This is a genomic window from Citrobacter sp. RHBSTW-00944, from assembly GCF_013615435.1.
GTDB classification, from domain to species: Bacteria; Pseudomonadota; Gammaproteobacteria; order Enterobacterales; family Enterobacteriaceae; genus Citrobacter; species Citrobacter braakii.
This window is the reverse complement of record NZ_CP055418.1, coordinates 4,434,021-4,460,816: the sequence shown is the minus strand read 5'-3', so window position 1 is coordinate 4,460,816 and position 26,796 is coordinate 4,434,021. Positions and strand designations below refer to the sequence as shown.

The window sequence follows — 26,796 nt, the reverse complement described above, 5'->3', positions numbered from 1 at the left end:
AAGTGAAGGGGAGCAAATGCTCCCCAGAAATTAAGATGCGGTCTGGCTTTCTGTTATGGCTGCCGCTTTTTCAGCCGCCACGAAATTACGCGCCCGACGCCAGGTCAGCAGTACACCCAACAGGTAAATAGCACCGATAATGATGAAACCCACCACGTTCTGCCAGGTGAAGAGCTGGATTAGCAGCCAGGTGATTGGGGAACCGCCCTGGTCCATTGAAGCCACCATGCCACCAGCTTTCAATGCGCCCGCATTGGCGGCTAGCTGGGTATGTAAACCAATGGTTTGCGTGGCTATCCACAGGGTGATACCCATGATGATGACGCCGGAGATCAGCGTGCGGAAAAGGTTTCCCTGATGAACGGCTACCGCCATGGCGACAAAGAAACCAATGGTCGCGAGATCGCCGAATGGCAGAACCTGGTTTCCTGGTACCAGAACGGCAATCAGAATGGTCAGCGGGATAAAGATAAGACTGGCGGAAACCACTGACGTATGGCCGAGCAGTAGCGCAGGATCCAGGCCAATCAAGAACTCCTGGCCACCAAATTTTGCCTGCAGGCGCTTGCGAGCATGCTTTGCAATGGGAGTGAGCCCATCCATAATCGGTTTAATGACGCGCGGCATGAGCAACATAACGGCAGCTGTTTTCACCGCCAGTTGGAGCACTGCTTTAACGTCATACCCTGCCAGCATGCCGATCACTAACCCCATCACAAAACCGACGGTGACGGGCTCGCCGAAGGGGCCGAAGCGTTTTTGTACATCATCCGCACTGAAATGAATGCGGTTCAGACCTGGGATTTTTTCAATGATCGTATCAACCAAGACCGCTATCGGGCCCAGATATGCCGAGGAACCATGTGGAATGGCGATGCCTTCCAGGCCAAAAAAGTCGCGCGTGTCTTTGGCAAACCAGTCGCCCAGTTTGTAAACGAAGGCGGCATGAACAACCACACCGAGGATGCCCAACCAGTATGAACCGGTCGCCAGATGCAACATGGCGCCGGTAAACGTCATATGCCAGATATTCCAGATGTCGACATTCACCACACGGGTCATGCGGGTAACCAGCATCAGGATATTCACCCCAATGGCGACAGGAATCGCAATTAACGCAATTTGCGAAGCCCAGGTCATCGGTGATGAACCAGGCCAGCCGACATCGATGACGTGCAGGTTGATTTGAAACTGTTCTGCCATTGCTTTTGCGGCAGGTCCAATAGAGTCCAGCATCAGGCCGATTACCAGACCGATGCCGACAAACCCAATCCCGATATGCAGACCAGATTTAAAACAATCCCCGAGCTTCATTCCCAGCAATTTTGAGAAGATGATGATCACTAACGGCAGCATAACCGTTGGACCTAAATCGAGGATATAACGCATTATTTCGCTAAACATGGCGTTACCCCACGAGGATGGTCAGGATTTTTTGCTGCAATGCTTCGATACCCACGCCTGAGACAAAAGGCATGCCGTGAACCACCGGGATATCGCCAAATGTACGGTCAACGCGAGCCGTGGTACAAATGAGGTCTGCGCCGTCCATATAGGTTTCGATTTCTGTTACACGACACTGAACCAGGTCGAGTTGTATATTGTTGGCTTCACAGAGTTCTTTAATTTCTTCCGCAGCCATTGTTGAAGTTGCTACAGCACCGCCACAGGCCACAATTACTTTACGTTTCATAGGGTATTCCTTTTATTATCAGTTTTTTATCAAATCTGGGCACAGAGCTCAGACTCAAGGATTTTTTCCCGAAAGAGCATTGCCAGTTCTGCATCGGGCGCATTCAGTAATGCTTCAATGGTGTTCGGGTTTTGTAGCTCACTAAACAGACGACGCAGGAGCTTCAGTTGTGCCGTCGGGTTCTCAACGATTAAGGCGATAATTAAAGAGACGGCGATCTCTTCATCATCATCCGCTTGTTGAAAGTTGACCGGTGTATCCGGGCGAATCAGATAGATAGCAGGAGATTTAGCATGAACAGCTTCACAATGTGGAATCGCAACGACATGACGTTCCAGCGCTATTCCAGTTGGAAAGGTTGCTTCACGCTCAATCAGGGCCTGCGGGTAGCTTTCGTGCACGACCCCTTTGGCCAGCATCTCCTCCCCAATATGTGTCAGCGCATGCTGACACGAGCTAAAGTTAATTCCTGTTCGGACAAAAAGTTGGCTCATATATTCTCCTGATTTCAGGCAAGTGCTGGTGCGCAACCAAAGCGATAGGCGCGCAGAACGTCCTGAATTTTGTCGATAATCAGATTGTGTGGCGTCGCGGTTAACGTTCCTTCAGACAGACGCTCAAATTGCACGGGCATAAATTGGCTAATTAGCCCCAGTGGTAAAGCGACGTCATTAAGATTGGTTATTAATTTCTCTACGCTTTGACGAATGCGGGGATGCGGCCAGTAGTAACGAATACGGTCGGAGAGACTGAAGTGAATATCAACCATCGCCTGACTCCAGGTTGGGCGATAGTATTTTTTCCAGTAGCCCGGTTCATTCAACATAACTTCGTCAATCACTTCCAATACCCGGCTTCTCTGCTCCGGAGATACCAGTTCATTTTCCATTTGCGCAAGGGCAAAAATAGCTTCACGCAGAGCGAAGGTGAGTGCTGGACCCACTTTCAAAATCGCATAGTGATCGCGTACCAGCGCACGGTATGCCTGGCGGGTTTGATAATCGGTAGAATGCGCTTCGTAGACCATTGGGGTCTCTTTGACCCAGGCGGAAAGCGCTTTTGCAGCTTGTGGCTGATAGTGAATAATTTGAGTGTGATCGAATTCGACGCCGGGCTGGACCACAATGGCGATTACGCGCGTTAACGCTTCTTCAAGCCCTAATGCACTGAAGGCAACCTGATGGGTTTCCAGTGTCCGGGCGGCATCTTCTTCACGTGTGACATGAACGCTACCGATGGTGGTGGCTTCTCCTCCTGGTACGGGAACTTCTGTGCCAATCACGTAAGTCAGTTGGCGTTTCTGTTCTTCGGTTGCTGTTGATTCTGCTGCCTGGCAAAGTATGGCTGCTCGCTGAGCAACAACCATCGGGTCTAGCGGTGTCGGATCGTCAGCGCAGGACATTGAAGCATCAAGATGGATTTTGCTGAATCCTGCGGCGACGTAAGCTTTAATCAAGGCTACGGATTTCTCCATCGCTTCTGCCGCTACTTCATTTTGCCAGCAGTTAGGGCCGAGGTGATCGCCCCCCAGGATCAGTCTTTCTCGAGGGAAGCCAATTTCTTGTGCGATGCCATAGACAAAATCACGGAAATCGGCGGGTTTCATCCCGGTATAGCCACCAAACTGATTAACCTGATTAGACGTTGCTTCGATCAGAACTTTACTGTCCGTATTGAGATCAAAGCGTAATGCGGATTCAATGACCAACGGATGTGCTGAACAAACAGAACAAATACCTAAATGTTCACCTGCTTTATGACGAGAGATTATTTCTTTCACTTCTATCTCCGATATCTTTTGTTTATCTTCATAATATTTTTGGATTGAAGGCAAAGGGTAAAAGCAGCTTTCGTGATCCAGCTTTAAAACAGACCTTTGCCAGAATTCATACAATTCATATTAATCAGTTACTTATAGTTTTCCTTCGCAACCGCAGTCGGCAATGACTTTACGTACCACTTCTTTCATGGCGGCTTTTGCTGGCACCATGTAATGCCGTGGGTCATTCGCATTGGTATGTGTACTCAGATAGGTTTTGAGTGCGCCAGAAAAGGCGATTTTGAGTTCGGTAGCGACGTTGACTTTGCAGATCCCTAAAGAGATGGCGCGCTTAATATCATGTGCTGGCAGGCCGGATGCGCCATGTAGAACCAGTGGAATATCAACGGACTGACGAATTTCTGTTAGCCGTTCAAAATCCAGTTTAGGTTCAGTGCTATACAGACCATGAGCCGTGCCAATCGCGACCGCCAGTGAGTCGATACCGGTTTTTTCCACGAACTCCCGAGCCTGTTCTGGGTGGGTATAAAGCGCATCTTTTCCGTCCACGATTAGGTCATCTTCTTGTCCACCCAACCGTCCCAGCTCAGCTTCAACGCTAACGTCATAGCGATGGCAGTAATCTGTTACGTGTTTAACTAACGCAATGTTGTCGACAAACGGCAGATGGGAACCATCGATCATGACGGAGCGAATACCTGTAGCGACTTTCTCTTCAATATCGGTGGCGCTTTCATGGTGATCGAGATGGATGGCGAGAGGATGGTTCCAGCATCTTGCCAGTTCACTGGCGATTGCAACGATATTACCGACACCGGCATAGCTAAAAGTGCCAGGCGTGCCGGCGACGATCAACGGAGAGCGTAGTTCGGCTGCTGTTTCCACGACAACCTGTAAGGTCTCCAGGTTGTGAATGTTAAACGCCGGTACGGCATAGCCTTCTCGCTGTGCCTTTTTCAGCATCATTTTGCTTGAGATGATAAACATACTTCCTCCGAAGTCTTTCGATTACTTTCTTCGAAATAAAGTATAGGGTTTCGTAACGTTTTTTTGTGATTTCGATCTGATAAATGAAAGTTTCGAAAGAAAAGGGAGGGTTGCGAAAGTATATGGCGAAAAAAAAGCATGCCCGAAGGCATGCTCATGAAGAAAAAACGTGGATAATCAGGTCACTGGCGCCGGGTTAAACACCGCCAGTTGGTTATGCAGTCCCCATTGATCCGAGAAGGTTTTCTTACGCCCGCTGGCGACGTCGAGAATAAACTCGAACAGTTTCAGACCCACGTCTTCAATGGTTTCTTCCCCGGTGGCGATGGTGCCTGCGTTGATGTCCATCAGGTCAAACCAACGGTTGGCCAGCTCGGTACGGGTCGCCATTTTTATCACCGGCACGGCCATCAGGCCGTACGGCGTACCGCGACCGGTGGTGAACACCTGCACGGTGATCCCGGAAGCGACCTGCTGCGTACCGCAGACAAAATCACTGGCGGGTGTAGCCGCGTAAATCAGGCCGCGTTTGGTTGGGCGTTGGCCCGGCGACAAGACTTCGACAATCGCGCTCTTGCCAGACTTGGCAATAGAACCCAGCGCTTTTTCCACCACGTTTGCCAGACCGCCTTTCTTGTTGCCAGGAGAAGGGTTGGCGCTGCGATCCGTTTTGCCCATATCAAGGTAGTTATCGTACCAGGCCATCTCTTCGAGCAGGCGTTTACCTACTTCTTCGTTAATCGCACGTGGGGTCAGAAGATGGATGGCATCGCGCACTTCGGTAACCTCAGAGAACATTACAGTGGCGCCGCAGCGTACTAACAGGTCGGAGGCATAACCGACCGCCGGGTTGGCCGTCACGCCGGAAAACGCATCGCTGCCGCCGCACTGCATGCCGACCACCAGTTCTGATGCCGGGCAGGTTTCACGCTGGCGTTGATTGAGTTTTGCCAGATGGCGTTCGGCCACCTGCAAAATATCGGCAACCATCGATTGAAAGCCAACGTGTTTTTCATCCTGCAGGCTGACGATACTGGCGCTGTCGACCGGAATACTTTTCACATCGTGCGTGCCTTCCAGCAGGCGCTCTGGCTGCAGTTTTTCGCAGCCGAGGCCAATGACCATCACTTCACCGCCAAAGTTCGGGTTTAGCGCAATATTGTGAATGGTACGAATCGGCACGATGGCGGCTGGGGCATTAATCGCCACGCCGCAGCCGTACAGATGATTGAGTCCGACCACGCCGTCAACGTTCGGGTATTTGGGCAGCAGATCGCGCTCAATGATTTTCACCACATAATCCACCACGCCCGCCACGCAGTGCACACTGGTGGAAATACCGAGCAGATTCTTGGTGCCGACACTACCGTCTGCATTGCGATAACCTTCGAAGGTGTAACCCTCAAGAGGCGGCAGCGGCTCTGGCACTTTGGTTGCCAGCGGCAGCGTCTCCAGCGGCGGGGCCTTGGGTAGCTCAACCATTGATTCATCAATCCAACTGCCGCGTGGGATATCGCGAACGGCATAGCCTATCACTTCGCCATAACGCACGATTTCGCCGCGAACAGGAATATCCAGGAGCGCCACTTTATGTCCCTGAGGAATATGTTCAATGAGTTCCAGTCCGTCTGGAAAACGCGTCCCAGCTTTCAGACCATTGTCATTGACAATTATCGCCACATTATCTGTTTCGTGAACTTTAATATAAAACGCCGTTGGCGATTCTTGTCTGATTTCGATGTCGGCCATTGTCCAGTATTCTCCAACAAGGTGGTGATAATAGTGTGAATATTTATATTTTGAATCTAATTGTAAGTAATAAAGATTCGGTATCGTGAAATAAGAATGTCAGGAGTTTATCGCCAAGAATGTGATGATGATCACTTAAACTCAGCAAGGCCGCCCCACCAGGGGTAGCAATACGTAAATGTGTGCATTAGCGCCCATGCATGTGTGCATATGCCCAAAACATTATTTTAATAACGCATGTTTAATGAGCGCTTGCACAATGATTAACGTTTCGCTGCTGATTATACTAAATCACGGTTTCATAACGTCTGATAAATTATTATGCGTTCTTATTATCAGTAATTTATCACCAGGAATATCTACCCAATAATAATAAAAATTTAATGTACCCGAGGTAATTAGAATGATTCTGGATACAGTTGTCGAGAAAAAGAAAGGCACGCACACCCGTTACTTAATATTGCTGATAATATTTATCGTTACAGCCGTTAACTATGCGGACCGTGCAACGCTGTCAATTGCCGGCACGGAAGTGGCGAAAGAGTTACAGCTCAGTGCCATCTCAATGGGGTACATTTTCTCCGCTTTCGGCTGGGCTTACCTGTTAATGCAAATCCCCGGCGGCTGGCTGCTGGATAAGTTCGGTTCAAAGAAAGTCTATACCTACAGCCTGTTCTTCTGGTCGCTGTTTACCTTCCTGCAGGGCTTTGTCGACATGTTCCCGCTGGCCTGGGCGGGTATTTCAATGTTCATCATGCGCTTTATGCTGGGCTTCTCGGAAGCGCCGTCCTTCCCGGCGAATGCCCGTATCGTGGCGGCCTGGTTCCCGACGAAAGAGCGCGGTACGGCGTCCGCAATTTTTAACTCCGCACAGTATTTCTCTCTGGCGCTGTTTTCGCCGCTGCTGGGCTGGCTGACCTTCGCCTGGGGCTGGGAACACGTCTTTACCGTGATGGGCGTGATTGGTTTTGTGCTCACCGGACTGTGGGTAAAGTTTATTCATAACCCAACCGATCACCCGCGTATGTCGCAAGAAGAGCTGAAGTTTATCTCTGAAAACGGCGCGGTCGTGGATATGGACCATAAAAAGCCGGGTGACGTGAAATCAGGTGGTCATAAACTGCATTATATCAAGCAGTTGCTCACTAACCGTATGATGCTCGGCGTGTTCTTCGGACAGTATTTTATCAATACTATTACCTGGTTTTTCCTCACCTGGTTCCCGATTTACCTGGTACAGGAAAAAGGCATGTCGATCCTGAAAGTGGGCCTGGTGGCTTCGATTCCTGCGCTGTGCGGATTTGCCGGTGGCGTACTCGGCGGCGTGTTCTCTGATTATCTGATTAAACGTGGCTTCAGCATCACTCTGGCACGTAAGCTGCCGATTGTGCTCGGAATGCTGCTCGCCTCGACCATTATTCTGTGTAACTACACTGATAACACCACCCTGGTGGTGGCGCTGATGGCGCTGGCGTTCTTCGGTAAAGGCTTCGGGGCGCTGGGGTGGCCGGTGATTTCCGATACTGCGCCGAAAGAGATTGTCGGTCTGTGCGGTGGGGTATTTAACGTATTTGGCAATGTGGCTTCCATCGTCACCCCGCTGGTGATTGGGTATCTGGTGAGCGAGCTGCACTCATTTAATGCTGCGCTGATGTTTGTAGGGTGCTCGGCGCTGATGGCAATGGTTTGCTACCTGTTTATTGTCGGTGACATTAAACGTATGGAATTGCAGAAATAAACAAAGGTGTAAGCGATGAATAACACGATTTTTCCGAATAAGTTTAAAGCGGCTCTCGCGGCGCAACAGATTCAGATTGGCTGCTGGTCTGCATTAGCCAGCCCAATCAGTACCGAAGTTTTAGGCCTGGCGGGTTTTGACTGGCTGGTGCTGGACGGCGAACACGCGCCGAACGACATATCGACGTTTATCCCGCAATTGATGGCGCTGAAAGGCAGCGCCAGCGCGCCGGTAGTGCGCGTACCGACCAACGAGCCGGTAATTATCAAACGCCTGCTGGATATCGGATTTTACAACTTCCTGATCCCGTTCGTGGAGACGGAAGAAGAGGCGGTGAACGCCGTGGCGTCGACCCGCTATCCGCCGGAAGGTATTCGCGGCGTGTCCGTATCCCATCGCGCCAATATGTTTGGCACCGTACCGGACTACTTTGCGCAGTCGAATAAGAACATTACCATCATCGTGCAGATCGAAAGTCAGCAGGGCGTCGATAACGTTGACGCAATCGCGGCGACAGAAGGCGTCGACGGGGTCTTCGTCGGCCCAAGCGATCTGGCTGCGGCGTTAGGCCACCTCGGCAATGCGTCACATCCTGATGTGCAGAAAGCTATCCAGCACATTTTTGCCCGCGCGAAAGCACACGGCAAACCAAGCGGCATTCTGGCCCCGGTAGAGGCGGATGCGCGTCGTTATCTGGAGTGGGGCGCGACGTTTGTTGCCGTTGGCAGCGATCTTGGCGTGTTCCGTTCAGCCACGCAAAAATTGGCTGATTCTTTTAAGAAATAACCCCCCTCGACAGTAGAGAGAGATAAAGACATGACAATGAAAGTTGGTTTTATTGGCCTCGGTATTATGGGTAAACCAATGAGTAAAAACCTCCTCAAGGCAGGTTACTCGCTGGTGGTTGCTGACCGTAACCCGGAATCCATTGCGGAAGTGATTGCCGCAGGCGCAGAAACCGCCGCCACGGCGAAAGATATTGCCGAGCAGTGCGATGTGATCATCACCATGCTGCCGAATTCTCCACATGTGAAAGAAGTGGCGCTGGGAGAGGGCGGCATTATTGAAGGGGCGAAACCGGGGACAGTGCTGATCGACATGAGCTCCATCGCGCCGTTAGCCAGCCGTGAAATAAGCGACGCGCTGAAAGCGAAAGGCGTGGATATGCTGGACGCGCCGGTAAGCGGCGGCGAACCGAAAGCCATCGACGGTACTCTGTCGGTGATGGTTGGCGGTGATAAAGCGATTTTTGACAAATATTACGATCTGCTGAAGGCGATGGCAGGTTCCGTGGTACATACCGGTGACATCGGCGCGGGTAACGTCACCAAGCTGGCGAATCAGGTGATTGTGGCGCTGAACATTGCGGCGATGTCCGAAGCGCTGACGCTGGCAACCAAAGCGGGCGTAAACCCGGATCTGGTGTATCAGGCGATCCGTGGTGGGCTGGCGGGAAGCACCGTACTGGATGCGAAAGCGCCGATGGTTATGGACAGAAACTTTAAGCCGGGTTTCCGTATCGACCTGCATATTAAAGATCTGGCGAACGCGCTGGATACCTCTCATGGCGTTGGCGCTCAGTTACCGCTGACTGCTGCAGTCATGGAGATGATGCAGGCGCTACGCGCTGATGGGCTGGGCACCGCCGATCATAGCGCACTCGCATGCTACTACGAAAAACTGGCGAAAGTGGAAGTCACTCGCTAACAAGAAGGGCGCGGATGCGCGCCCTGTATTTCTTGCCTTGCGCGGCACTGTCAGGCTACATAACTATGAAAATCGTAATTGCCCCAGACTCTTATAAAGAAAGCCTTTCTGCCACCGAGGTAGCTCAGGCAATAGAAAAAGGATTTCGGGAAATTTTCCCCGATGCGCAATATGTTTCTGTCCCGGTTGCCGATGGTGGTGAAGGAACGGTCGAAGCCATGATTGCCGCTACGCAGGGGAGTGAACATTCAGCGTGGGTGACAGGGCCGCTGGGCGAAAAAGTGAATGCCTGCTGGGGCATGTCTGGAGATGGTAAAACCGCGTTTATCGAAATGGCGGCAGCCAGCGGTCTGGCGTTGGTTCCACCTGAAAAGCGTAACCCGTTAGTCACCACGTCGCGTGGCACCGGGGAGTTGATTTTGCAGGCGCTGGATAGCGGTGCGCAGAGCATCATTATTGGTATTGGCGGTAGTGCGACCAACGACGGCGGCGCGGGTATGGTGCAGGCGCTGGGGGCGAAACTCTGCGACGCCAACGGGACAGAGATTGGCAACGGTGGTGGAAGCCTGGGGAGTCTGAACACCATCGATATATCGGGCCTGGATCCGCGCTTAAAAACCTGCTCAATTCGCGTGGCCTGCGATGTGACCAATCCACTCACCGGCGATACTGGCGCTTCGCGCATTTTTGGCCCGCAGAAAGGGGCGACGGAAGAACGCATTATCGAACTGGACCGCAATCTGTCTCACTATGCCGACATCATTAAAAAATCGCTGCGGGTTGATGTGAAAGACGTTCCTGGCTCTGGTGCGGCAGGCGGAATGGGCGCCGCGTTAATGGCTTTTTTAGGTGCGGAGTTGCGCAGTGGTATTGAGATTGTGACCCAGGCGCTCAATCTGGAAGAGCATATTCATGACTGTACGCTGGTGGTGACCGGAGAAGGGCGGATTGACAGCCAGAGCATTCACGGCAAAGTGCCGGTGGGTGTGGCGAATGTCGCGAAGAAGTACCACAAGCCGGTAATTGGTATTGGCGGTAGCCTGACGCGCGATGTGGAGGTGGTGCATCAATATGGTATCGATGCGGTGTTTAGCGTATTAACCACCATCAGCACGCTGGAAGAGGCCTTTCGTGGGGCATTTGATAATATTTATCGCGCTTCAAGAAACATCGCCGCCACGTTGGCGATAGGAATGCACAGTGCGGGGTGACAATGCCCCGCAAACCCTCTATACTTCGCGCCGAAGCTGACCAGACAGTCGCCGCTTCGTCGTCGTCCTCTTCGGGGGAGACGGGCGGAGGGGAGGAAAGTCCGGGCTCCATAGGGCAGGGTGCCAGGTAACGCCTGGGGGGGAAACCCACGACCAGTGCAACAGAGAGCAAACCGCCGATGGCCCACGCAAGTGGGATCAGGTAAGGGTGAAAGGGTGCGGTAAGAGCGCACCGCGCGGCTGGTAACAGTCCGTGGCATGGTAAACTCCACCCGGAGCAAGGCCAAATAGGGGTTCACAAGGTACGGCCCGTACTGAACCCGGGTAGGCTGCTTGAGCCAGTGAGCGATTGCTGGCCTAGATGAATGACTGTCCACGACAGAACCCGGCTTATCGGTCAGCTTCACCTCTTTATAAAACCCCGCTTCGGCGGGGTTTTTGCTTTATAGACCGGATAAGACGTTTACACTGCCATCCGGCAGACGTTTTTCCTGTCGTGTTGTAGTTGGTTCACCACGGATCTGGCCTTTATTTCCCATTCATCTCATCGTTATTTGACCTTTATTTACGCGCTGAACTTCTTTTATCTGAGGGAATGTCTTGCGGGATATTTCCTTTTTTGTGATGACCAGCACAAAACGCTGCGCGATACGTTTATATCGAGAATAATCGAACGCAATCGATCGCCATCACAAAATTACTGGCTGATAAATCGTACAAAACTACTGTTAATGCAATATTGCATTTGATGGTTCTTTGTATGTTTTGGTTTAAATATTAATAAATGCAATGTTTCTTTACAAACAAATAAGGCTAAAAAACGTGATGCATAACGTTATTTGACCACTATAAACGATAAAATATAATTATATTTGATAAGTTGCTTATTAAATTTAAGCACTGTTTTGCCTGGTAATTACTCTGTAATTGATTGAAATATAGCCTTTCGTGGTTTTAAGAAATAGCAGGAGAAATGGTGTTGTTATAGCCATAAAAAATCGTTATCCCCCCATCTTTTTTTGATTAAAGTCAGGATAAAGTGAGATCGATATTTCATATCTATATGATTATTAAGTGATTTCAATTTAAATAATAGTCTTACAAAATGTAAGTCAAGGGGATTTGTGAGTGGTAGCACATATCCTCGTTCGCTTAATTTGGTACACTTCCTGCCGTCAACAAAGTAATTAGCGCAGGTCGATATGAATACTATTACACTCCCTAAAACACAGCACTTAGTGGTCTTTCAGGAAGTCATTAGAAGCGGTTCTATCGGCTCAGCTGCAAAAGAATTAGGTTTAACTCAACCGGCTGTCAGCAAAATCATTAATGATGTAGAAGCTTATTTCGGTATTGAGTTAGTCGTACGCAAAAATACTGGTGTGACATTAACTCAGGCAGGTCAGGTTATGCTCTCATGGTCTGAATCTATTACCCGTGAAATGAAGAACATGGTTGATGAGATGAACAGCATGACGAGCAATGCGGTCGTTGATGTGTCGTTTGGCTTTCCTTCACTGATTGCCTTCACCATCATGTCCGGCATGATTAAAAAATTCAAAGAAGTGTTCCCGAAAGCGCAGGTTTCCATGTATGAAGCTCAGCTCTCCTCGTTCTTACCTGCGATTCGTGACGGGCGTCTGGACTTCGCGATCGGTACGCTGAGTGATGAGATGAAACTGCACGATCTGCATGTTGAACCGCTCTTTGAGTCAGACTTCATCCTGGTTGCCAGCAAGTCCCGAACATGCACCGGCATCACCTCGCTGAGCGCGTTGAAAAACGAACAGTGGGTGTTGCCACAAACGAATATGGGGTACTACAGTGAACTTCTAACCACGTTACAAAATAATGGCATCAGCAGTGAAAACATCGTTAAAACAGACTCCGTCGTTACGATTTATAATCTTGTTCTCAATGCTGATTTCTTAACAGTAATTCCCTGCGATATGACCACACCATTTGGCTCAAACCAGTTTATTACTATCCCGGTAGAAGAAACCTTACCCGTCGCGCGTTATGCCGCCGTATGGTCGAAAAATTATCGAATTAAAAAAGCAGCATCTATTTTGGTGGAATTAGCCAAAGAGTATTCATCATATAATTGTCGGAGACGAAGGCAATTAATTGAAATTGATTAAAGATTGAATTTGTTTTAACACGAAATTAACGCCATCTGTCTATATCTGACAATGGTCATGGCTATCTATTTACTTTAATACCCTAGTAAGAGGTTCTAATGCACATTACATACGATCTCCCAGTTGCAATTGAAGATATCCTCGAAGCGAAAAAAAGACTGGCGGGGAAAATTTATAAAACGGGAATGCCTCGCTCTAACTATTTTAGTGAACGTTGCAAAGGGGAAATTTTCCTCAAGTTTGAAAATATGCAGCGTACCGGTTCATTTAAAATCCGTGGTGCGTTTAACAAGCTCAGTTCATTAACCGAAGCTGAAAGATGTAAGGGCGTGGTGGCTTGCTCTGCAGGTAACCATGCGCAAGGGGTTTCTCTCTCCTGCGCCATGCTCGGAATCGACGGCAAAGTGGTCATGCCGAAAGGCGCGCCGAAGTCTAAAGTTGCTGCAACCTGCGATTATTCCGCAGAGGTTGTGCTGCACGGCGACAACTTCAACGACACCATCGCTAAGGTTAGCGAGATTGTGGAAACTGAAGGCCGTATCTTTATTCCGCCATATGATGACCCGAAAGTGATTGCTGGTCAGGGCACTATTGGTCTGGAAATTCTGGAAGATCTGTACGATGTCGATAACGTGATTGTGCCAATTGGCGGTGGCGGACTGATTGCTGGTATTGCGGTGGCAATTAAATCTATTAACCCGACTATTAAAATTATTGGCGTACAGTCTGAAAATGTTCATGGCATGGCGGCTTCTTTCCACGCTGGAGAAATAACCACGCACCGAACGACCGGCACCCTGGCGGATGGTTGTGACGTTTCCCGCCCGGGTACTTTAACGTATGAAATTGTTCGTGAGTTGGTGGATGACATTGTCCTGGTCAGCGAAGATGAAATTCGCAACAGCATGGTGGCATTAATTCAGCGAAATAAAGTTGTGACTGAAGGTGCCGGCGCGCTGGCTTGCGCAGCATTATTAAGCGGGAAATTAGATAGCTATATCCAGAACAGAAAAACAGTCAGCATTATTTCTGGCGGTAATATCGACCTTTCTCGTGTATCTCAAATTACTGGTTTAGTTGACGCTTAATATACTTCGTTGAGGATAGGATATGAGTACTACTGATAGCATTGTATCCAGCCAGACAAAACAGTCGTCCTGGCGCAAATCGGACACCACCTGGACACTGGGTTTATTTGGTACAGCCATCGGCGCCGGGGTGCTGTTCTTCCCTATCCGCGCAGGTTTTGGCGGACTGATCCCCATTCTGATAATGCTGGTGTTAGCATACCCCATCGCCTTCTATTGCCACCGTGCGCTGGCACGCCTGTGTCTTTCCGGTTCTAACCCTTCCGGTAACATCACAGAAACGGTTGAAGAGCACTTTGGTAAAACGGGCGGCGTGGTTATCACGTTCCTCTACTTCTTTGCAATTTGTCCGCTGCTGTGGATTTATGGCGTCACCATTACCAACACCTTTATGACCTTTTGGGAAAACCAGTTGCAGATGCCAGCGTTAAACCGTGGCTTCGTGGCACTGTTCCTGCTGCTGCTGATGGCATTCGTCATCTGGTTTGGTAAGGATCTGATGGTTAAAGTGATGAGCTACCTGGTATGGCCGTTTATTGCCAGCCTGGTGCTGATCTCTCTGTCTCTGATTCCTTACTGGAACTCTGCGGTTATCGATCAGGTTGATCTCAGCAATATCGCACTGACTGGCCATGACGGCATCCTGGTTACCGTGTGGCTGGGTATTTCCATCATGGTGTTTTCTTTCAACTTCTCACCTATCGTTTCTTCCTTCGTGGTCTCTAAACGTGAAGAGTATGAGAAAGATTACGGTCGCGAATTTACCGAGCAGAAATGTTCAAAAATCATCTCCCGCGCCAGTATGCTGATGGTTGCCGTGGTGATGTTCTTTGCCTTTAGCTGCCTGTTCACGCTCTCTCCGGCAAACATGGCGGATGCGAAAGCGCAGAACATTCCAGTACTGTCTTACCTGGCGAACCACTTCGCTTCACTGTCCGGTTCGAAGTCCACCTTCGCGACCGTTCTGGAGTACGGCGCTTCAATCATCGCACTGGTTGCTATCTTCAAATCTTTCTTCGGCCACTACCTGGGCACGCTGGAAGGTCTGAACGGTCTGGTGCTGAAGTTTGGTTACAAAGGCGATAAAACTAAGGTTTCCGTCGGCAAACTTAACACCATCAGCATGATCTTCATCATGGGCTCCACCTGGGTTGTGGCTTACGCCAACCCGAACATCCTGGACCTGATTGAAGCAATGGGCGCGCCGATTATTGCCTCTCTGCTCTGCCTGCTGCCGATGTATGCCATCCGTAAAGCGCCGTCACTGGCGAAATACCGTGGCCGTCTGGATAACGTGTTTGTTACCGTGATTGGTCTGCTGACTATCCTGAACATTGTCTACAAACTGTTTTAATCCTTAAGCTCAGGATGAGCGGAGTAGTGAAATGAATGAGTTTCCGGTAGTACTGGTTATTAACTGTGGTTCGTCTTCCATTAAATTCTCAGTGCTGGATGCAGCGAACTGTGAAGTTTTAATGGCGGGAATCGCGGACGGTATTAACTCTGAAAATGCGTTCATAGCAATTAATGGAGGAGAGCCAGCTAAGCTGGCTCACCACAGCTACGAAGACGCATTAAAAGCAATCGCCGTTGAACTGGAAAAACGTAATTTAATGGACAGCGTGGCCTTAATTGGCCACCGCATTGCCCACGGTGGAAATATCTTTACCGAATCAGCAATTATTACTGACGACGTTATCGATAATATTCGCCGGGTATCGCCTTTAGCACCGTTACATAATTATGCGAACCTCAGTGGGATTGAATCCGCACAGCACCTTTTCCCAGGCGTGCAGCAGGTTGCGGTATTTGACACCAGCTTCCACCAGACGATGGCCCCTGAGGCCTATCTTTACGGTCTACCGTGGAAATATTTTGAGGAGTTAGGCGTTCGTCGTTATGGCTTCCACGGCACGTCGCACCGCTATGTATCTCAGCGAGCGCATGAGCTTCTTGAGCTGCAGAATGATGACTCCGGTCTGGTTGTGGCTCACCTGGGGAACGGCGCGTCAATCTGCGCGGTGCGTAACGGGCAGAGCGTTGATACCTCAATGGGCATGACGCCGTTGGAAGGGTTGATGATGGGCACACGCAGCGGTGACGTCGATTTCGGCGCCATGGCGTGGATTGCCAGCGAAACCAACCAGACGCTGAGCGACCTTGAGCGCGTTGTGAATAAAGAGTCCGGTTTACTGGGTATTTCCGGTTTGTCCTCTGACTTACGTACGTTAGAAAAAGCCTGGCACGAGGGACATGAGCGTGCGCAGCTGGCGATTAAAACGTTTGTGCATCGTATCGCGCGCCATATCGCCGGACATGCCGCTTCGCTGCATCGTCTTGATGGGATTATTTTCACCGGTGGAATAGGTGAGAACTCGGTATTAATTCGTCGTCTGGTTATTGAACATCTCGCCGTTTTAGGGGTGAATATCGACAGCGAGATGAATAGCCTGCCAAATTCCCATGGCGAAAGAATTATCTCTAATAAAGATGCTCGTGTTATTTGTGCGGTTATTCCCACAAATGAAGAGAAAATGATTGCGCGTGATGCCATTGCGTTAGGCAAAATTAATATACCAGTAGAATTTGCATAATTAATTTTCAGCAGAGAGATTATTTTTCATGAAGGTAAATATCGATACCAGCGATATGCTGTATGCCGAAGCCTGGAATGGCTTTAAAGGTACGGACTGGAAAGAAGAAATTAATGTCCGTGATTTTATTCAGCACAACTATACGCCTTATGAAGGGGATGAATCTTTCCTCGCCGAAGCAACGCCAGCGACCACTGCATTGTGGGAAAAAGTCATGGCGGGCATCCGTATTGAAAACTCGACGCACGCGCCGGTTGATTTCGATACCAATATTGCCACCACGATAACCGCACATGATGCGGGTTATATTGAACAAGAACTGGAAAAAATCGTCGGTCTGCAAACGGATAAGCCGCTCAAGCGCGCTCTGCATCCGTTTGGCGGCATCAACATGATCAAAAGCTCTTTTGATGCTTATGGTCGTGAGATGGATGCTGATTTTGAATACCAGTTTACTGAACTGCGTAAAACCCATAACCAGGGCGTATTCGACGCCTACTCTCCGGATATGCTGCGCTGCCGTAAATCCGGCGTGCTGACCGGTCTGCCGGACGGCTATGGCCGTGGTCGTATCATCGGCGACTATCGCCGCGTCGCGTTGTACGGTATCCGCTACCTGGTACGCGAGCGTGAACTGCAGTTTGCCGATCTCCAGTCGAACCTGGAGTGGGGCCAGAATCTTGAAGCCACGATTCGCCTGCGCGAAGAGCTGTCTGAGCACCGTCGCGCCCTGCTACAGATGCAGGAAATGGCAGCGAAGTACGGCTGCGATATCTCCCGCCCGGCGCGTAATGCGCAGGAAGCGGTGCAGTGGGTTTACTTTGCTTACCTGGCTGCGGTGAAATCTCAGAACGGCGGCGCAATGTCGCTGGGCCGTACCGCATCGTTCCTCGACATCTACATCGAGCGCGATTTCAAAGCGGGAATTTTAAACGAGCAGCAGGCGCAGGAGCTGATCGACCACTTCATTATGAAGATCCGTATGGTGCGCTTCCTGCGCACGCCGGAATTCGACACCCTGTTCTCAGGCGACCCTATCTGGGCGACTGAAGTTATCGGCGGCATGGGGCTGGATGGCCGCACGCTGGTGACGAAAAACTCGTTCCGCTACCTGCATACGCTGCACACCATGGGACCGGCGCCTGAGCCGAACCTGACGGTGCTGTGGTCTGAAGCGCTGCCGATTGCCTTCAAAAAGTACGCCGCCCAGGTGTCTATCATCACCTCGTCTTTGCAGTATGAAAACGACGATTTGATGCGTGCCGACTTTGACAGCGATGACTATGCCATTGCCTGCTGCGTAAGCCCGATGGTTATCGGCAAACAAATGCAGTTCTTCGGTGCGCGTGCCAACCTCGCCAAAACGTTGCTGTACGCAATCAACGGCGGCGTGGATGAGAAGCTGAAAATTCAGGTTGGGCCGAAAACGGCACCGCTGATGGATGACGTGCTGGATTACGATACGGTGATGGAGAGCCTGGACCACTTTATGGACTGGCTGGCCGTGCAGTACATCAGCGCGCTGAACATCATCCACTATATGCACGACAAGTACAGCTATGAAGCTTCGCTGATGGCGCTACACGATCGTGATGTCTATCGCACGATGGCTTGTGGTATGGCGGGTCTGTCCGTGGCGGCGGATTCTCTGTCTGCTATCAAATACGCCCGCGTGAAACCGATTCGTGATGAAAACGGTCTGGCTGTCGATTTCGAAATCGAAGGCGACTATCCGCAATACGGCAACAATGACGAGCGAGTAGACAGCATTGCCTGCGACCTGGTCGAACGCTTCATGAAGAAAATTAAGGTGTTGCCAACCTACCGTAACGCGGTGCCGACGCAGTCCATCCTGACCATCACCTCCAACGTGGTGTACGGACAGAAAACCGGTAACACACCGGACGGACGTCGCGCAGGTACGCCGTTTGCGCCGGGGGCTAACCCGATGCACGGCCGCGATCGTAAAGGCGCGGTTGCGTCGTTAACCTCAGTGGCCAAACTGCCGTTTACCTATGCCAAAGACGGTATCTCGTACACCTTCTCCATTGTGCCGGCTGCACTGGGCAAAGAAGATGGGGTGCGTAAAACCAACCTGGTTGGTCTGCTGGACGGTTACTTCCACCACGAAGCGCATGTGGAAGGTGGGCAGCATCTGAACGTTAACGTTATGAACCGTGAAATGTTGATGGATGCCATTGAGCACCCGGAAAACTATCCGAACCTGACGATCCGCGTGTCTGGCTATGCGGTGCGCTTCAACGCGTTGACCCGTGAACAGCAGCAGGATGTTATTTCACGTACTTTCACCCAGGCGCTCTGACGCCGGAGGGATTATGAGAAAAGTTATTGCAACCGAATGTGCGCCAGGGGCGATTGGGCCTTACGTACAGGGCGTGGACCTGGGCAGCATGGTGTTGACGTCAGGTCAAATTCCGGTGTGTCCACAGACCGGTGAAGTGGCAGAAAACGTGGCCGATCAGGCACGTCAAAGCCTGGAAAACGTGAAAGCGATCGTCGAGTCCGCAGGTTTGAAAGTGAGCGATATCGTGAAGACTACCGTTTTCGTATCCGACCTGAACGACTTCGCCACCATTAACCAGGTGTACCAGCAGTTCTTTGATGAGCATCAGGCTATCTACCCCACGCGCAGTTGCGTACAGGTCGCCCGCTTACCAAAGGATGTGAAGCTGGAGATTGAAGCCATCGCCGTACGTGGCGACACGCTGTAATCCCTTGCGGGGCGATCTCAGGATCGCCCCGATCCTTAATGAGTGTGAAACCTGGTCTTCACTGAACGGCAATCCGAGGGTGTGGATATGATTAGCGCATTCGATATTTTCAAGATTGGCATTGGACCTTCCAGCTCCCATACCGTGGGGCCAATGAACGCAGGTAAAAGCTTTATCGATCTGTTGGTCAGCAGCGGAGAACTCCCCAGAACCACGCATATTGTGGTCGATCTTTACGGATCGCTTTCCCTGACCGGGAAAGGTCATGCGACAGATGTCGCGATCATGATGGGGCTGGCCGGTAACAGTCCGCAAAACGTTAATATAGACTCAATCGCTGGTTTTACTCAGGAAGTGGCCCGTACCGGACGTTTGCCGGTTGCTGAGGGCACGCATGTTGTCGATTTCTCTCCAGATGAAAATATTCTCTTTCATACCGAAACCCTGCCACGCCATGAAAATGGCATGCGTATCACCGCGTGGAACGGCACCGAGAGGCTATTAAGCAAAACCTATTACTCCGTCGGCGGTGGTTTTATCATTGAAGAGGAGCAATTTGGGCAGGTGCATGATGTTGAAGCACACGTGCCCTACAATTTTCATTCCGCCAGCGAACTGCTGAAACTGTGCGAGCGCAATGGGCTGTCTGTTTCCGGCTTGATGATGCAAAACGAGCTGGCGATGCGCAGCAAAGAGGAAATCGATGCTGGCTTTGCCGCCATTTGGGACGTCATGCACGCCGGGATTGAGCGCGGCATGAACACCGAAGGCGTCCTGCCGGGGCCGCTTAACGTTCCACGTCGCGCCGTGGCATTACGTCGGTTGCTGGTTTCCAGCGATAATCTGTCCAGCGACCCGATGAACGTTATTGACTGGATCAACATGTTCGCGCTGGCCGTGAGCGAAGAAAACGCCGCCGGGTGCCGGGTTGTGACGGCGCCGACCAACGGTGCATGTGGGATTATTCCCGCCGTATTGGCCTATTACGACAAGTTCCGCCGTCCGGTGAATGCGAACTCCATTGCCCGCTATTTGCTGGCCGCGGGGGCGATAGGCGCGCTGTATAAGATGAACGCCTCTATTTCTGGTGCTGAGGTGGGCTGCCAGGGTGAGATTGGCGTAGCCTGTTCAATGGCGGCTGCCGGTCTGACAGAACTGCTGGGCGGTAGCCCGTCGCAGGTCTGTATCGCAGCGGAAATCGCCATGGAGCATAACCTGGGGCTGACCTGCGATCCGGTAGCCGGACAGGTGCAAATACCGTGCATTGAACGTAATGCGATCAACGCAGTAAAAGCCGTCAACGCCGCGCGCATGGCGCTACGTCGAACATCAGAACCACGCGTTTCGCTCGATAAAGTGATCGAGACCATGTATGAAACGGGCAAAGATATGAACGACAAATACCGTGAAACCTCGCGCGGTGGGCTGGCAATTAAAGTGGTTTGTACCTGAGGTAAAAGCCGTGCCTGGTCAGCGCAGCGCTATTCAGCAATAAATTAATCAATATGACCTGATAAAAAAGGTGCACGTTAGTGCGTAATGCTTGTCAGTTAACGAGGATGAGTGGCCGTAGCGATAATGGAAAGTGGCACATACGGAGGTAATGAATCTGTTGCCTCCGGCGTATTGCTACGTTCACCTTATGTTTGTCACTTATCTGAGACAATACGAGCTGTGAACGTGTTAAGGGTACTATCGCCGTACCCTTAACAATCCCGGCTCCCGGCGGGAAAATTGCCGCTCCGCGTTCCCCTCCGTTTATTCCTCCAGGCTACCGGGCCGGGCGCGAGGTAGCATCCCTGCAAAACGCGCCCTGAACCCGCATCCCTGCGGGTTCTCCCGGCCTTACGGAAACACGTCGGCAATTTTCAGCCGGACCAGCCCACACCTGACCCCCTGCGTTTTTTATCTGAACAGCAAAACAGAGTTAACTGGAAGTCAGTGCACCGTGCACGTTCACGGGTATCTGCGTTTCAGAAAAGTGATACCACTGAGGTGAACGGAACCCTGAGCCGAAATCACATGTTCTCCATAATGCTTAACTGACTGGTATTACATGTTAGTGCGCCTTTTTTGTTGTGATCTGCTTCAAATATAGAAATTCAATTCTTTATAGGGAAATAAAAGAGAAAATATTTCTTAACTTTTAGAAATTACAGGGGTTTGTTTGTGAAGTTTTTCTCTGATCCTGCGCGTATGATTTCCTCATTACTCCAATAGCTCACCTGCACCGTAGTACTGCGTATCGCATTGAGGCAGTACGAAAAAAATATAAAAACCTCTACCTACACATTGAGCGGAAAATTATGGAAACGGCAACGAATAACAGCGTAATACTCGACGCATCTGCTCCGGCACGTCGGGCGGGAATGACCGAAAGTGAATGGCGCGAAGCCATTAAATTCGACAGCATGGACACCGGCTGGGTCATTATGAGTATCGGTATGGCAATTGGTGCGGGGATTGTTTTTCTTCCCGTCCAGGTGGGTTTGATGGGGCTGTGGGTGTTTTTGCTCTCCTCTATCATTGGCTACCCAGCCATGTATCTGTTCCAGCGTCTGTTTATTAATACGCTGGCTGAGTCCCCAGAGTGTAAAGACTACCCGAGCGTAATCAGCGGCTATCTGGGTAAGAACTGGGGCATCCTGTTAGGTGCGTTGTATTTTGTGATGCTGGTTATCTGGATGTTCGTCTATTCCACCGCCATCACCAACGATAGCGCCTCCTACCTGCATACTTTTGGCGTTACTGAAGGGTTACTGTCCGACAGCCCGTTCTATGGCCTGGTGCTGATTTGCATCCTGGTGGCTATCTCGTCCCGCGGGGAAAAACTGCTGTTTAAAATCTCCACCGGTATGGTACTGACCAAGCTGCTGGTGGTGGCGGCGCTTGGCGTGTCTATGGTTGGGATGTGGCATTTATATAACGTAGGTTCACTGCCGCCGATGGCGCTGTTGATCAAAAACGCGATTATCACGCTGCCGTTTACCCTGACCTCGATTCTGTTTATTCAGACCTTAAGCCCGATGGTTATCTCCTATCGTTCTCGCAATAAATCCATTGAAGTGGCACGCCATAAAGCCCTGCGAGCCATGAATATTGCGTTCGGTATTCTGTTTGTGACCGTCTTTTTCTACGCCGTTTCCTTCACGCTGGCGATGGGCCATGACGAAGCGGTTAAAGCTTATGAGCAGAACATTTCCGCTCTGGCGATTGCCGCGCAGTTTATCAGCGGCGCGGGTGCTGGCTGGGTGAAAATCGTCAGCGTTATTCTGAACATCTTTGCCGTAATGACCGCTTTCTTCGGCGTTTACTTAGGGTTCCGTGAAGCCACTCAAGGGATCGTGATGAACGTGCTGCGCCGCAAAATGCCAGCCGAGAAAATCAATGAGACCCTGGTTCAGCGCGGCATTATGGTTTTCGCTATCCTGCTGGCGTGGGGAGCCATTGTGCTTAATGCGCCAGTACTGAGCTTCACTTCTATTTGTAGCCCTATCTTCGGCATGGTGGGATGTCTGATCCCGGCCTGGCTGGTCTACAAAGTTCCTGCACTGCACAAATACAAAGGCGCTTCCCTGTATCTGATTATTATCACGGGCCTGCTGCTGTGCGTTTCTCCGTTCCTGGCATTTTCCTGAGATATCTGAGCAAAGGTTGTTGTTATGTTTGAGACTACATTGAATCCATTATGGGATAGTTTTATCCGCGCGGTGCAGGAAGAAGTTAAGCCTGCGCTGGGCTGCACGGAACCTATCTCTCTGGCTCTGGCGGCAGCGGTCGCCTCCTCTGAGCTGGACGGCGCGGTTGAACGCATTGATGCGTGGGTCTCACCGAACCTGATGAAAAACGGCATGGGCGTTACCGTGCCGGGTACCGGAATGGTCGGGCTGCCTGTCGCGGCGGCACTGGGTGCGCTGGGGGGAAATGCCCACGCTGGTTTAGAGGTACTGAAAGACGCCTCGCCTCAAGCGATTGCCGATGCGAAAGCGATGCTTACCGCCGGGAAGGTCGCGGTGATGCTGCAGGAGCCATGCGAGGACATTCTCTTCTCCCGTGCGAAGGTCTATAGCGATGAAGGATGGGCGTGCGTGACGATTGTTGGTGGTCATACCAACATTGTGCACATTGAGACCAATAAGGGTGTGGTGTTCACGACAGAACAGAACGCTCAGGAAGAGGAGCAGGAGTCACCGCTGGCGGTATTGTCCCACACGTCGCTGGAAGAGATTCTGGCGTTCGTGAACGCGGTACCGTTTGAGTCAATCCGCTTTATTCTCGATGCGGCAAAACTGAACGGTGCGCTGTCCCAGGAAGGGCTGCGCGGTAACTGGGGCTTGCACATCGGAACCACGCTTGAGAAGCAGTGCGCGCGTGGCCTGCTGGCGAACGATCTCTCCACCTCTATTCTGATCCGCACCAGTGCGGCATCGGATGCGCGAATGGGCGGGGCGACGCTTCCGGCAATGAGCAACTCGGGCTCCGGTAATCAGGGGATTACCGCGACCGTTCCGGTAATGGTGGTGGCTGAGCACTTTGGTGCGGATGAAGAGAAATTGGCGCGTGCGCTGATGTTGTCTCACCTGAGCGCTATCTACATCCATCATCAGCTTCCGCGTTTGTCTGCACTGTGTGCGGCAACCACGGCGGCGATGGGCGCCGCGGCGGGGATGGCGTGGATCGTTGATGGTCGCTACAACACCATCGCGATGGCAATCAGCAGCATGATTGGCGACGTGAGCGGAATGATTTGCGATGGCGCCTCAAACAGCTGCGCGATGAAAGTTTCAACCAGCGCATCTGCGGCGTGGAAAGCGGTGCTGATGGCGCTGGATGACACCGCTGTGACCGGCAATGAAGGGATTGTGGCGCACAACGTGGAGCAATCTATCACGAATCTGTGTGCGCTGGCGTGTCGCTCGATGCAGGAAACCGACAAGCAGATCATTGAGATCATGGCCAGTAAGGCACATTAATCTGCAGGCCGGGTAAGGCGGAATCGTCCCCGGCATAACTCTAAGCCGCCTTTTCAGGCGGCTTCTTCGTCTTCCAGCCGTAGCTCGGCATCCGCCACAATCGCTTCCAGCTCTGTCAGCATCTCTTCATAGCCGAAGGTCACAGTATCCTGTTTTTTCGGCTCAACCTGCGGCTGGCGTTTTTTTGATGATTTTTTGCTCAATAGTCGTACTCCATTGTTTTCCCTGACTATACGGGCAAATCTATCAGCAAAGCGCGCAGCGCGGTATCGGCGACTAACGTTATGTTAGTTTCGTCACGAATAAATGCGCCATCGCCGCAGGTGAGCGCTTCCTTTTCGGCGCCAGATGTCACCGCATGGAATCTGCCGTGGATCGACTGTAAGTAAGCCCGCGGCCCATGTAACTGAAAACTCAGCGATTCACCTTGTTGCAGTTCAACGTGGTGCACCCATACCTGTTGACGCAGATGCAGGCTGCCTTGTTCTCCATCCGGCGAGGCGAGCAACTGATGCTTACCGGCACTCAGCGTGGCTTTCTGTACGCAGGCGTTTTCGCGCTGCGGGCAGGCATCCAGCCAGAGCTGCATTCGGGTTAACGGTTTATCTTTGCTGATATTGTGTTCGCTGTAGCTAATTCCCGGCTGTGTGGCGAGCAGTAAAACTTCTCCTGCCTTGGCCTGGATATGGTTACCTTCACTGTCGCGATACTCCGCTTCCCCTTCGAGGATCAGATTGACGATATCCACCTTCGGATAGGTACGTGGCTGGAAAGAGGCTCCCGGTGCCAGAACTTCCTGGTTCAGAACACGCAGCGAGGCATAACCCAGCAGTTTAGGATCAAAATAGTGTCCAAAGGAGAAGGTATAACGGGCCTGCAGCCAGCCGTAGTCTGCTTGCCCGCATTGTTTGGCTGTACGGGTAGTAATCATAGTTCTTGACCTCTCTTTACTTCCTTTTATGTTAAATGGCTAGACGCTGCATTGTTAGCCAGATATTCTGCCCGGTATGTTCAAATTTCCTGAATGAGAACGAGATGGCCAAAGAAAGGGCTTTAACGCTTGAGGCGTTACGCGTCATGGACGCAATAGACCGGCGTGGCAGCTTTGCCGCCGCAGCGGACGAACTGGGGCGCGTTCCTTCCGCGCTCAGCTATACCATGCAGAAGCTGGAGGAAGAGCTGGACGTCGTGCTGTTCGACCGTTCAGGTCATCGCACAAAATTCACCAACGTCGGGCGTATGCTGCTGGAACGTGGGCGTGTACTGCTGGAAGCTGCGGATAAGCTGACCACCGATGCCGAAGCGTTGGCTCGCGGTTGGGAAACGCATCTGACCATCGTCACCGAAGCGCTGGTGCCGACGGCGGCGTTTTTCCCGCTGATCGACAGACTTGCCGGGAAGGCCAATACCCAGCTTTCCGTTATTACCGAAGTTCTGGCCGGGGCGTGGGAGCGTCTGGAGCAGGGGCGGGCGGATATCGTGATTGCGCCGGATATGCATTTTCGCTCATCTTCGGAAATCAACTCGCGCAAGCTGTACTCGCTGATGAACGTATATGTGGCGGCCCCGGATCATCCAATTCATCAGGAGCCGGAACCGTTATCGGAAGTCACCCGCGTGAAGTACCGTGGAATCGCGGTGGCGGACACGGCCCGCGAACGCCCGGTGCTGACGGTTCAACTGCTGGATAAACAGCCGCGTCTGACGGTGAGTTCGATAGAAGATAAACGCCAGGCGCTGTTGGCCGGCCTTGGCGTGGCGACGATGCCATACCCGCTGGTGGAAGAGGACATTGCGGCGGGTCGGTTGCGTGTGGTTAGCCCGGAATCGACAAGCGAAATTGATATTATTATGGCCTGGCGTCGAGACAGCATGGGCGAAGCGAAATCCTGGTGTTTGCGGGAAATTCCCAAGCTGTTTGCGGGTAAATAGCAGGGCTGTTACGCCGGATGCGGTGCAAATGCACCTTATCCGGCCGACAAGATGGTGTATTACATCAGGACAGTTGTTTTGGGTCAGCGCCGAAGCGGTTGCTCCCCTGAGTCCCATTTTGACAGTTGAAAATGATGATTACCAACCAGCCTACGATCGGGATCAGCAGCACCAGTAGCCACCAGGCCGAACGGTCGGTGTCATGTAAACGCCGGAACTGCACCGCCCACCACGGGATAAAGACCAGAACCCCATAAATCGTCGTTAATATGCCTTCCCCTCCGGCGCGTTCCCAGCCAAGCATTCTGTCCAGAATGCCCAGCACGAACGTAAAGATGATGTTGACCAGCACAAACATCCAGTATTCTTTACGACGCGCGCGGCCCCCAAAACCAAAGTAGTTCTTTAATACGTTTAAATACCAATCCATTTTTGCCTCGTTCTGTATTCAATTACTTGTTTTTAAAGCAA

23 protein-coding genes and 1 other RNA gene are annotated in these 26,796 nt (G+C 51.4%); 15 read left to right on the top strand and 9 right to left on the bottom strand.

Features of this window, described 5'->3' with window-relative positions:
• Positions 1-30: 30 nt before the first annotated feature.
• The 6 genes from HV334_RS21615 to garD all read right to left on the bottom strand — a co-directional run bounded on the left by HV334_RS21615 (position 31) and on the right by garD (position 6,209).
• On the bottom strand, positions 31-1,404 hold the full coding sequence (locus HV334_RS21615; RefSeq protein WP_016154648.1) for a PTS galactitol transporter subunit IIC: 1,374 nt from the start codon (positions 1,402-1,404) through the stop codon (positions 31-33).
• 4 nt (positions 1,405-1,408) lie between these two features.
• Entirely contained in the window at positions 1,409-1,693 is a 285-nt protein-coding gene (gene gatB, locus HV334_RS21610) for a PTS galactitol transporter subunit IIB (protein WP_003828616.1), read from the bottom strand.
• 29 nt (positions 1,694-1,722) lie between these two features.
• Positions 1,723-2,187, bottom strand: coding sequence for a PTS galactitol transporter subunit IIA (gene gatA / locus HV334_RS21605; RefSeq protein ID WP_181220887.1), 465 nt, complete (start codon positions 2,185-2,187; stop codon positions 1,723-1,725).
• A 14-nt stretch (positions 2,188-2,201) separates the two neighbouring features.
• Positions 2,202-3,473: a tagatose-bisphosphate aldolase subunit GatZ gene (gene gatZ / locus HV334_RS21600; RefSeq protein ID WP_181220886.1), complete on the bottom strand. Its 1,272-nt coding sequence runs from the start codon at positions 3,471-3,473 to the stop codon at positions 2,202-2,204.
• Positions 3,474-3,605: 132 nt separating this feature from the next.
• Positions 3,606-4,460: a tagatose bisphosphate family class II aldolase gene (locus HV334_RS21595; RefSeq protein WP_181220885.1), complete on the bottom strand. Its 855-nt coding sequence runs from the start codon at positions 4,458-4,460 to the stop codon at positions 3,606-3,608.
• Between the two features lie 177 nt (positions 4,461-4,637).
• Complete coding sequence (gene garD / locus HV334_RS21590) at positions 4,638-6,209, bottom strand: galactarate dehydratase (RefSeq protein WP_016154637.1); 1,572 nt, start codon at positions 6,207-6,209, stop codon at positions 4,638-4,640.
• Between the two features lie 403 nt (positions 6,210-6,612).
• On the opposite strand from garD, the gene garP reads away from it, so the two are divergent.
• The 14 genes from garP (at position 6,613) to HV334_RS21520 (ending at position 24,393) form a co-directional block, all read left to right on the top strand.
• Positions 6,613-7,947, top strand: coding sequence for a galactarate/glucarate/glycerate transporter GarP (gene garP, locus HV334_RS21585; protein ID WP_181220884.1), 1,335 nt, complete (start codon positions 6,613-6,615; stop codon positions 7,945-7,947).
• Positions 7,948-7,962: 15 nt separating this feature from the next.
• Entirely contained in the window at positions 7,963-8,733 is a 771-nt protein-coding gene (garL, locus tag HV334_RS21580; RefSeq protein WP_005131731.1) for a 2-dehydro-3-deoxyglucarate aldolase, read from the top strand.
• 30 nt (positions 8,734-8,763) lie between these two features.
• A complete protein-coding gene (gene garR / locus HV334_RS21575; protein ID WP_003840019.1) occupies positions 8,764-9,654 on the top strand; it encodes a 2-hydroxy-3-oxopropionate reductase in 891 nt (296 codons plus the stop codon).
• Positions 9,655-9,719: 65 nt separating this feature from the next.
• On the top strand, positions 9,720-10,865 hold the full coding sequence (gene garK / locus HV334_RS21570; protein WP_181220883.1) for a glycerate 2-kinase: 1,146 nt from the start codon (positions 9,720-9,722) through the stop codon (positions 10,863-10,865).
• 32 nt (positions 10,866-10,897) lie between these two features.
• Positions 10,898-11,274: RNase P RNA component class A (rnpB, locus tag HV334_RS21565), an RNA gene on the top strand.
• Positions 11,275-12,067: 793 nt separating this feature from the next.
• The gene (gene tdcA, locus HV334_RS21560; RefSeq protein ID WP_003828596.1) at positions 12,068-13,006 is read left to right on the top strand and encodes a transcriptional regulator TdcA; all 939 of its coding nucleotides are present in this window, start codon (positions 12,068-12,070) and stop codon (positions 13,004-13,006) included.
• Positions 13,007-13,104: 98 nt separating this feature from the next.
• Positions 13,105-14,094, top strand: a complete 990-nt coding sequence (gene tdcB, locus HV334_RS21555; RefSeq protein WP_003828594.1) for a bifunctional threonine ammonia-lyase/L-serine ammonia-lyase TdcB — start codon at positions 13,105-13,107, stop codon at positions 14,092-14,094.
• 22 nt (positions 14,095-14,116) lie between these two features.
• Positions 14,117-15,448, top strand: a complete 1,332-nt coding sequence (gene tdcC, locus HV334_RS21550; RefSeq protein WP_153689985.1) for a threonine/serine transporter TdcC — start codon at positions 14,117-14,119, stop codon at positions 15,446-15,448.
• Between the two features lie 31 nt (positions 15,449-15,479).
• Positions 15,480-16,688: a propionate kinase gene (gene tdcD, locus HV334_RS21545; RefSeq protein WP_181220882.1), complete on the top strand. Its 1,209-nt coding sequence runs from the start codon at positions 15,480-15,482 to the stop codon at positions 16,686-16,688.
• Between the two features lie 28 nt (positions 16,689-16,716).
• Positions 16,717-19,011 (top strand): formate C-acetyltransferase, encoded by a 2,295-nt coding sequence (gene pflB / locus HV334_RS21540; protein WP_016154631.1) that lies wholly within the window; start codon positions 16,717-16,719, stop codon positions 19,009-19,011.
• Between the two features lie 13 nt (positions 19,012-19,024).
• Positions 19,025-19,420, top strand: a complete 396-nt coding sequence (locus HV334_RS21535; RefSeq protein WP_016157544.1) for an enamine/imine deaminase — start codon at positions 19,025-19,027, stop codon at positions 19,418-19,420.
• Positions 19,421-19,507: 87 nt separating this feature from the next.
• Positions 19,508-20,872: an L-serine ammonia-lyase gene (gene tdcG / locus HV334_RS21530; protein WP_019077758.1), complete on the top strand. Its 1,365-nt coding sequence runs from the start codon at positions 19,508-19,510 to the stop codon at positions 20,870-20,872.
• 854 nt (positions 20,873-21,726) lie between these two features.
• Positions 21,727-23,058 carry an amino acid permease gene (locus HV334_RS21525; RefSeq protein ID WP_047499651.1) on the top strand — a complete coding sequence of 444 codons (1,332 nt, stop codon included), beginning with the start codon at positions 21,727-21,729 and terminating at the stop codon, positions 23,056-23,058.
• Positions 23,059-23,082: 24 nt separating this feature from the next.
• Positions 23,083-24,393 carry a serine dehydratase subunit alpha family protein gene (locus HV334_RS21520; protein WP_181220881.1) on the top strand — a complete coding sequence of 437 codons (1,311 nt, stop codon included), beginning with the start codon at positions 23,083-23,085 and terminating at the stop codon, positions 24,391-24,393.
• Between the two features lie 53 nt (positions 24,394-24,446).
• On the opposite strand, the gene HV334_RS21515 is transcribed toward HV334_RS21520, so the two are convergent.
• A complete protein-coding gene (locus tag HV334_RS21515) occupies positions 24,447-24,596 on the bottom strand; it encodes a hypothetical protein (protein ID WP_016157540.1) in 150 nt (49 codons plus the stop codon).
• 26 nt (positions 24,597-24,622) lie between these two features.
• Positions 24,623-25,324, bottom strand: coding sequence for a pirin family protein (locus tag HV334_RS21510; RefSeq protein WP_016157539.1), 702 nt, complete (start codon positions 25,322-25,324; stop codon positions 24,623-24,625).
• A 104-nt stretch (positions 25,325-25,428) separates the two neighbouring features.
• Here HV334_RS21510 and yhaJ point away from each other — a divergent pair, with 104 nt between their 5' ends.
• The gene (yhaJ, locus tag HV334_RS21505; RefSeq protein ID WP_016154624.1) at positions 25,429-26,325 is read left to right on the top strand and encodes a DNA-binding transcriptional regulator YhaJ; all 897 of its coding nucleotides are present in this window, start codon (positions 25,429-25,431) and stop codon (positions 26,323-26,325) included.
• A 64-nt stretch (positions 26,326-26,389) separates the two neighbouring features.
• Here yhaJ and HV334_RS21500 read toward each other — a convergent pair whose 3' ends face one another.
• Positions 26,390-26,755, bottom strand: coding sequence for a DUF805 domain-containing protein (locus HV334_RS21500; RefSeq protein ID WP_016154623.1), 366 nt, complete (start codon positions 26,753-26,755; stop codon positions 26,390-26,392).
• Positions 26,756-26,796 lie beyond the last annotated feature (41 nt).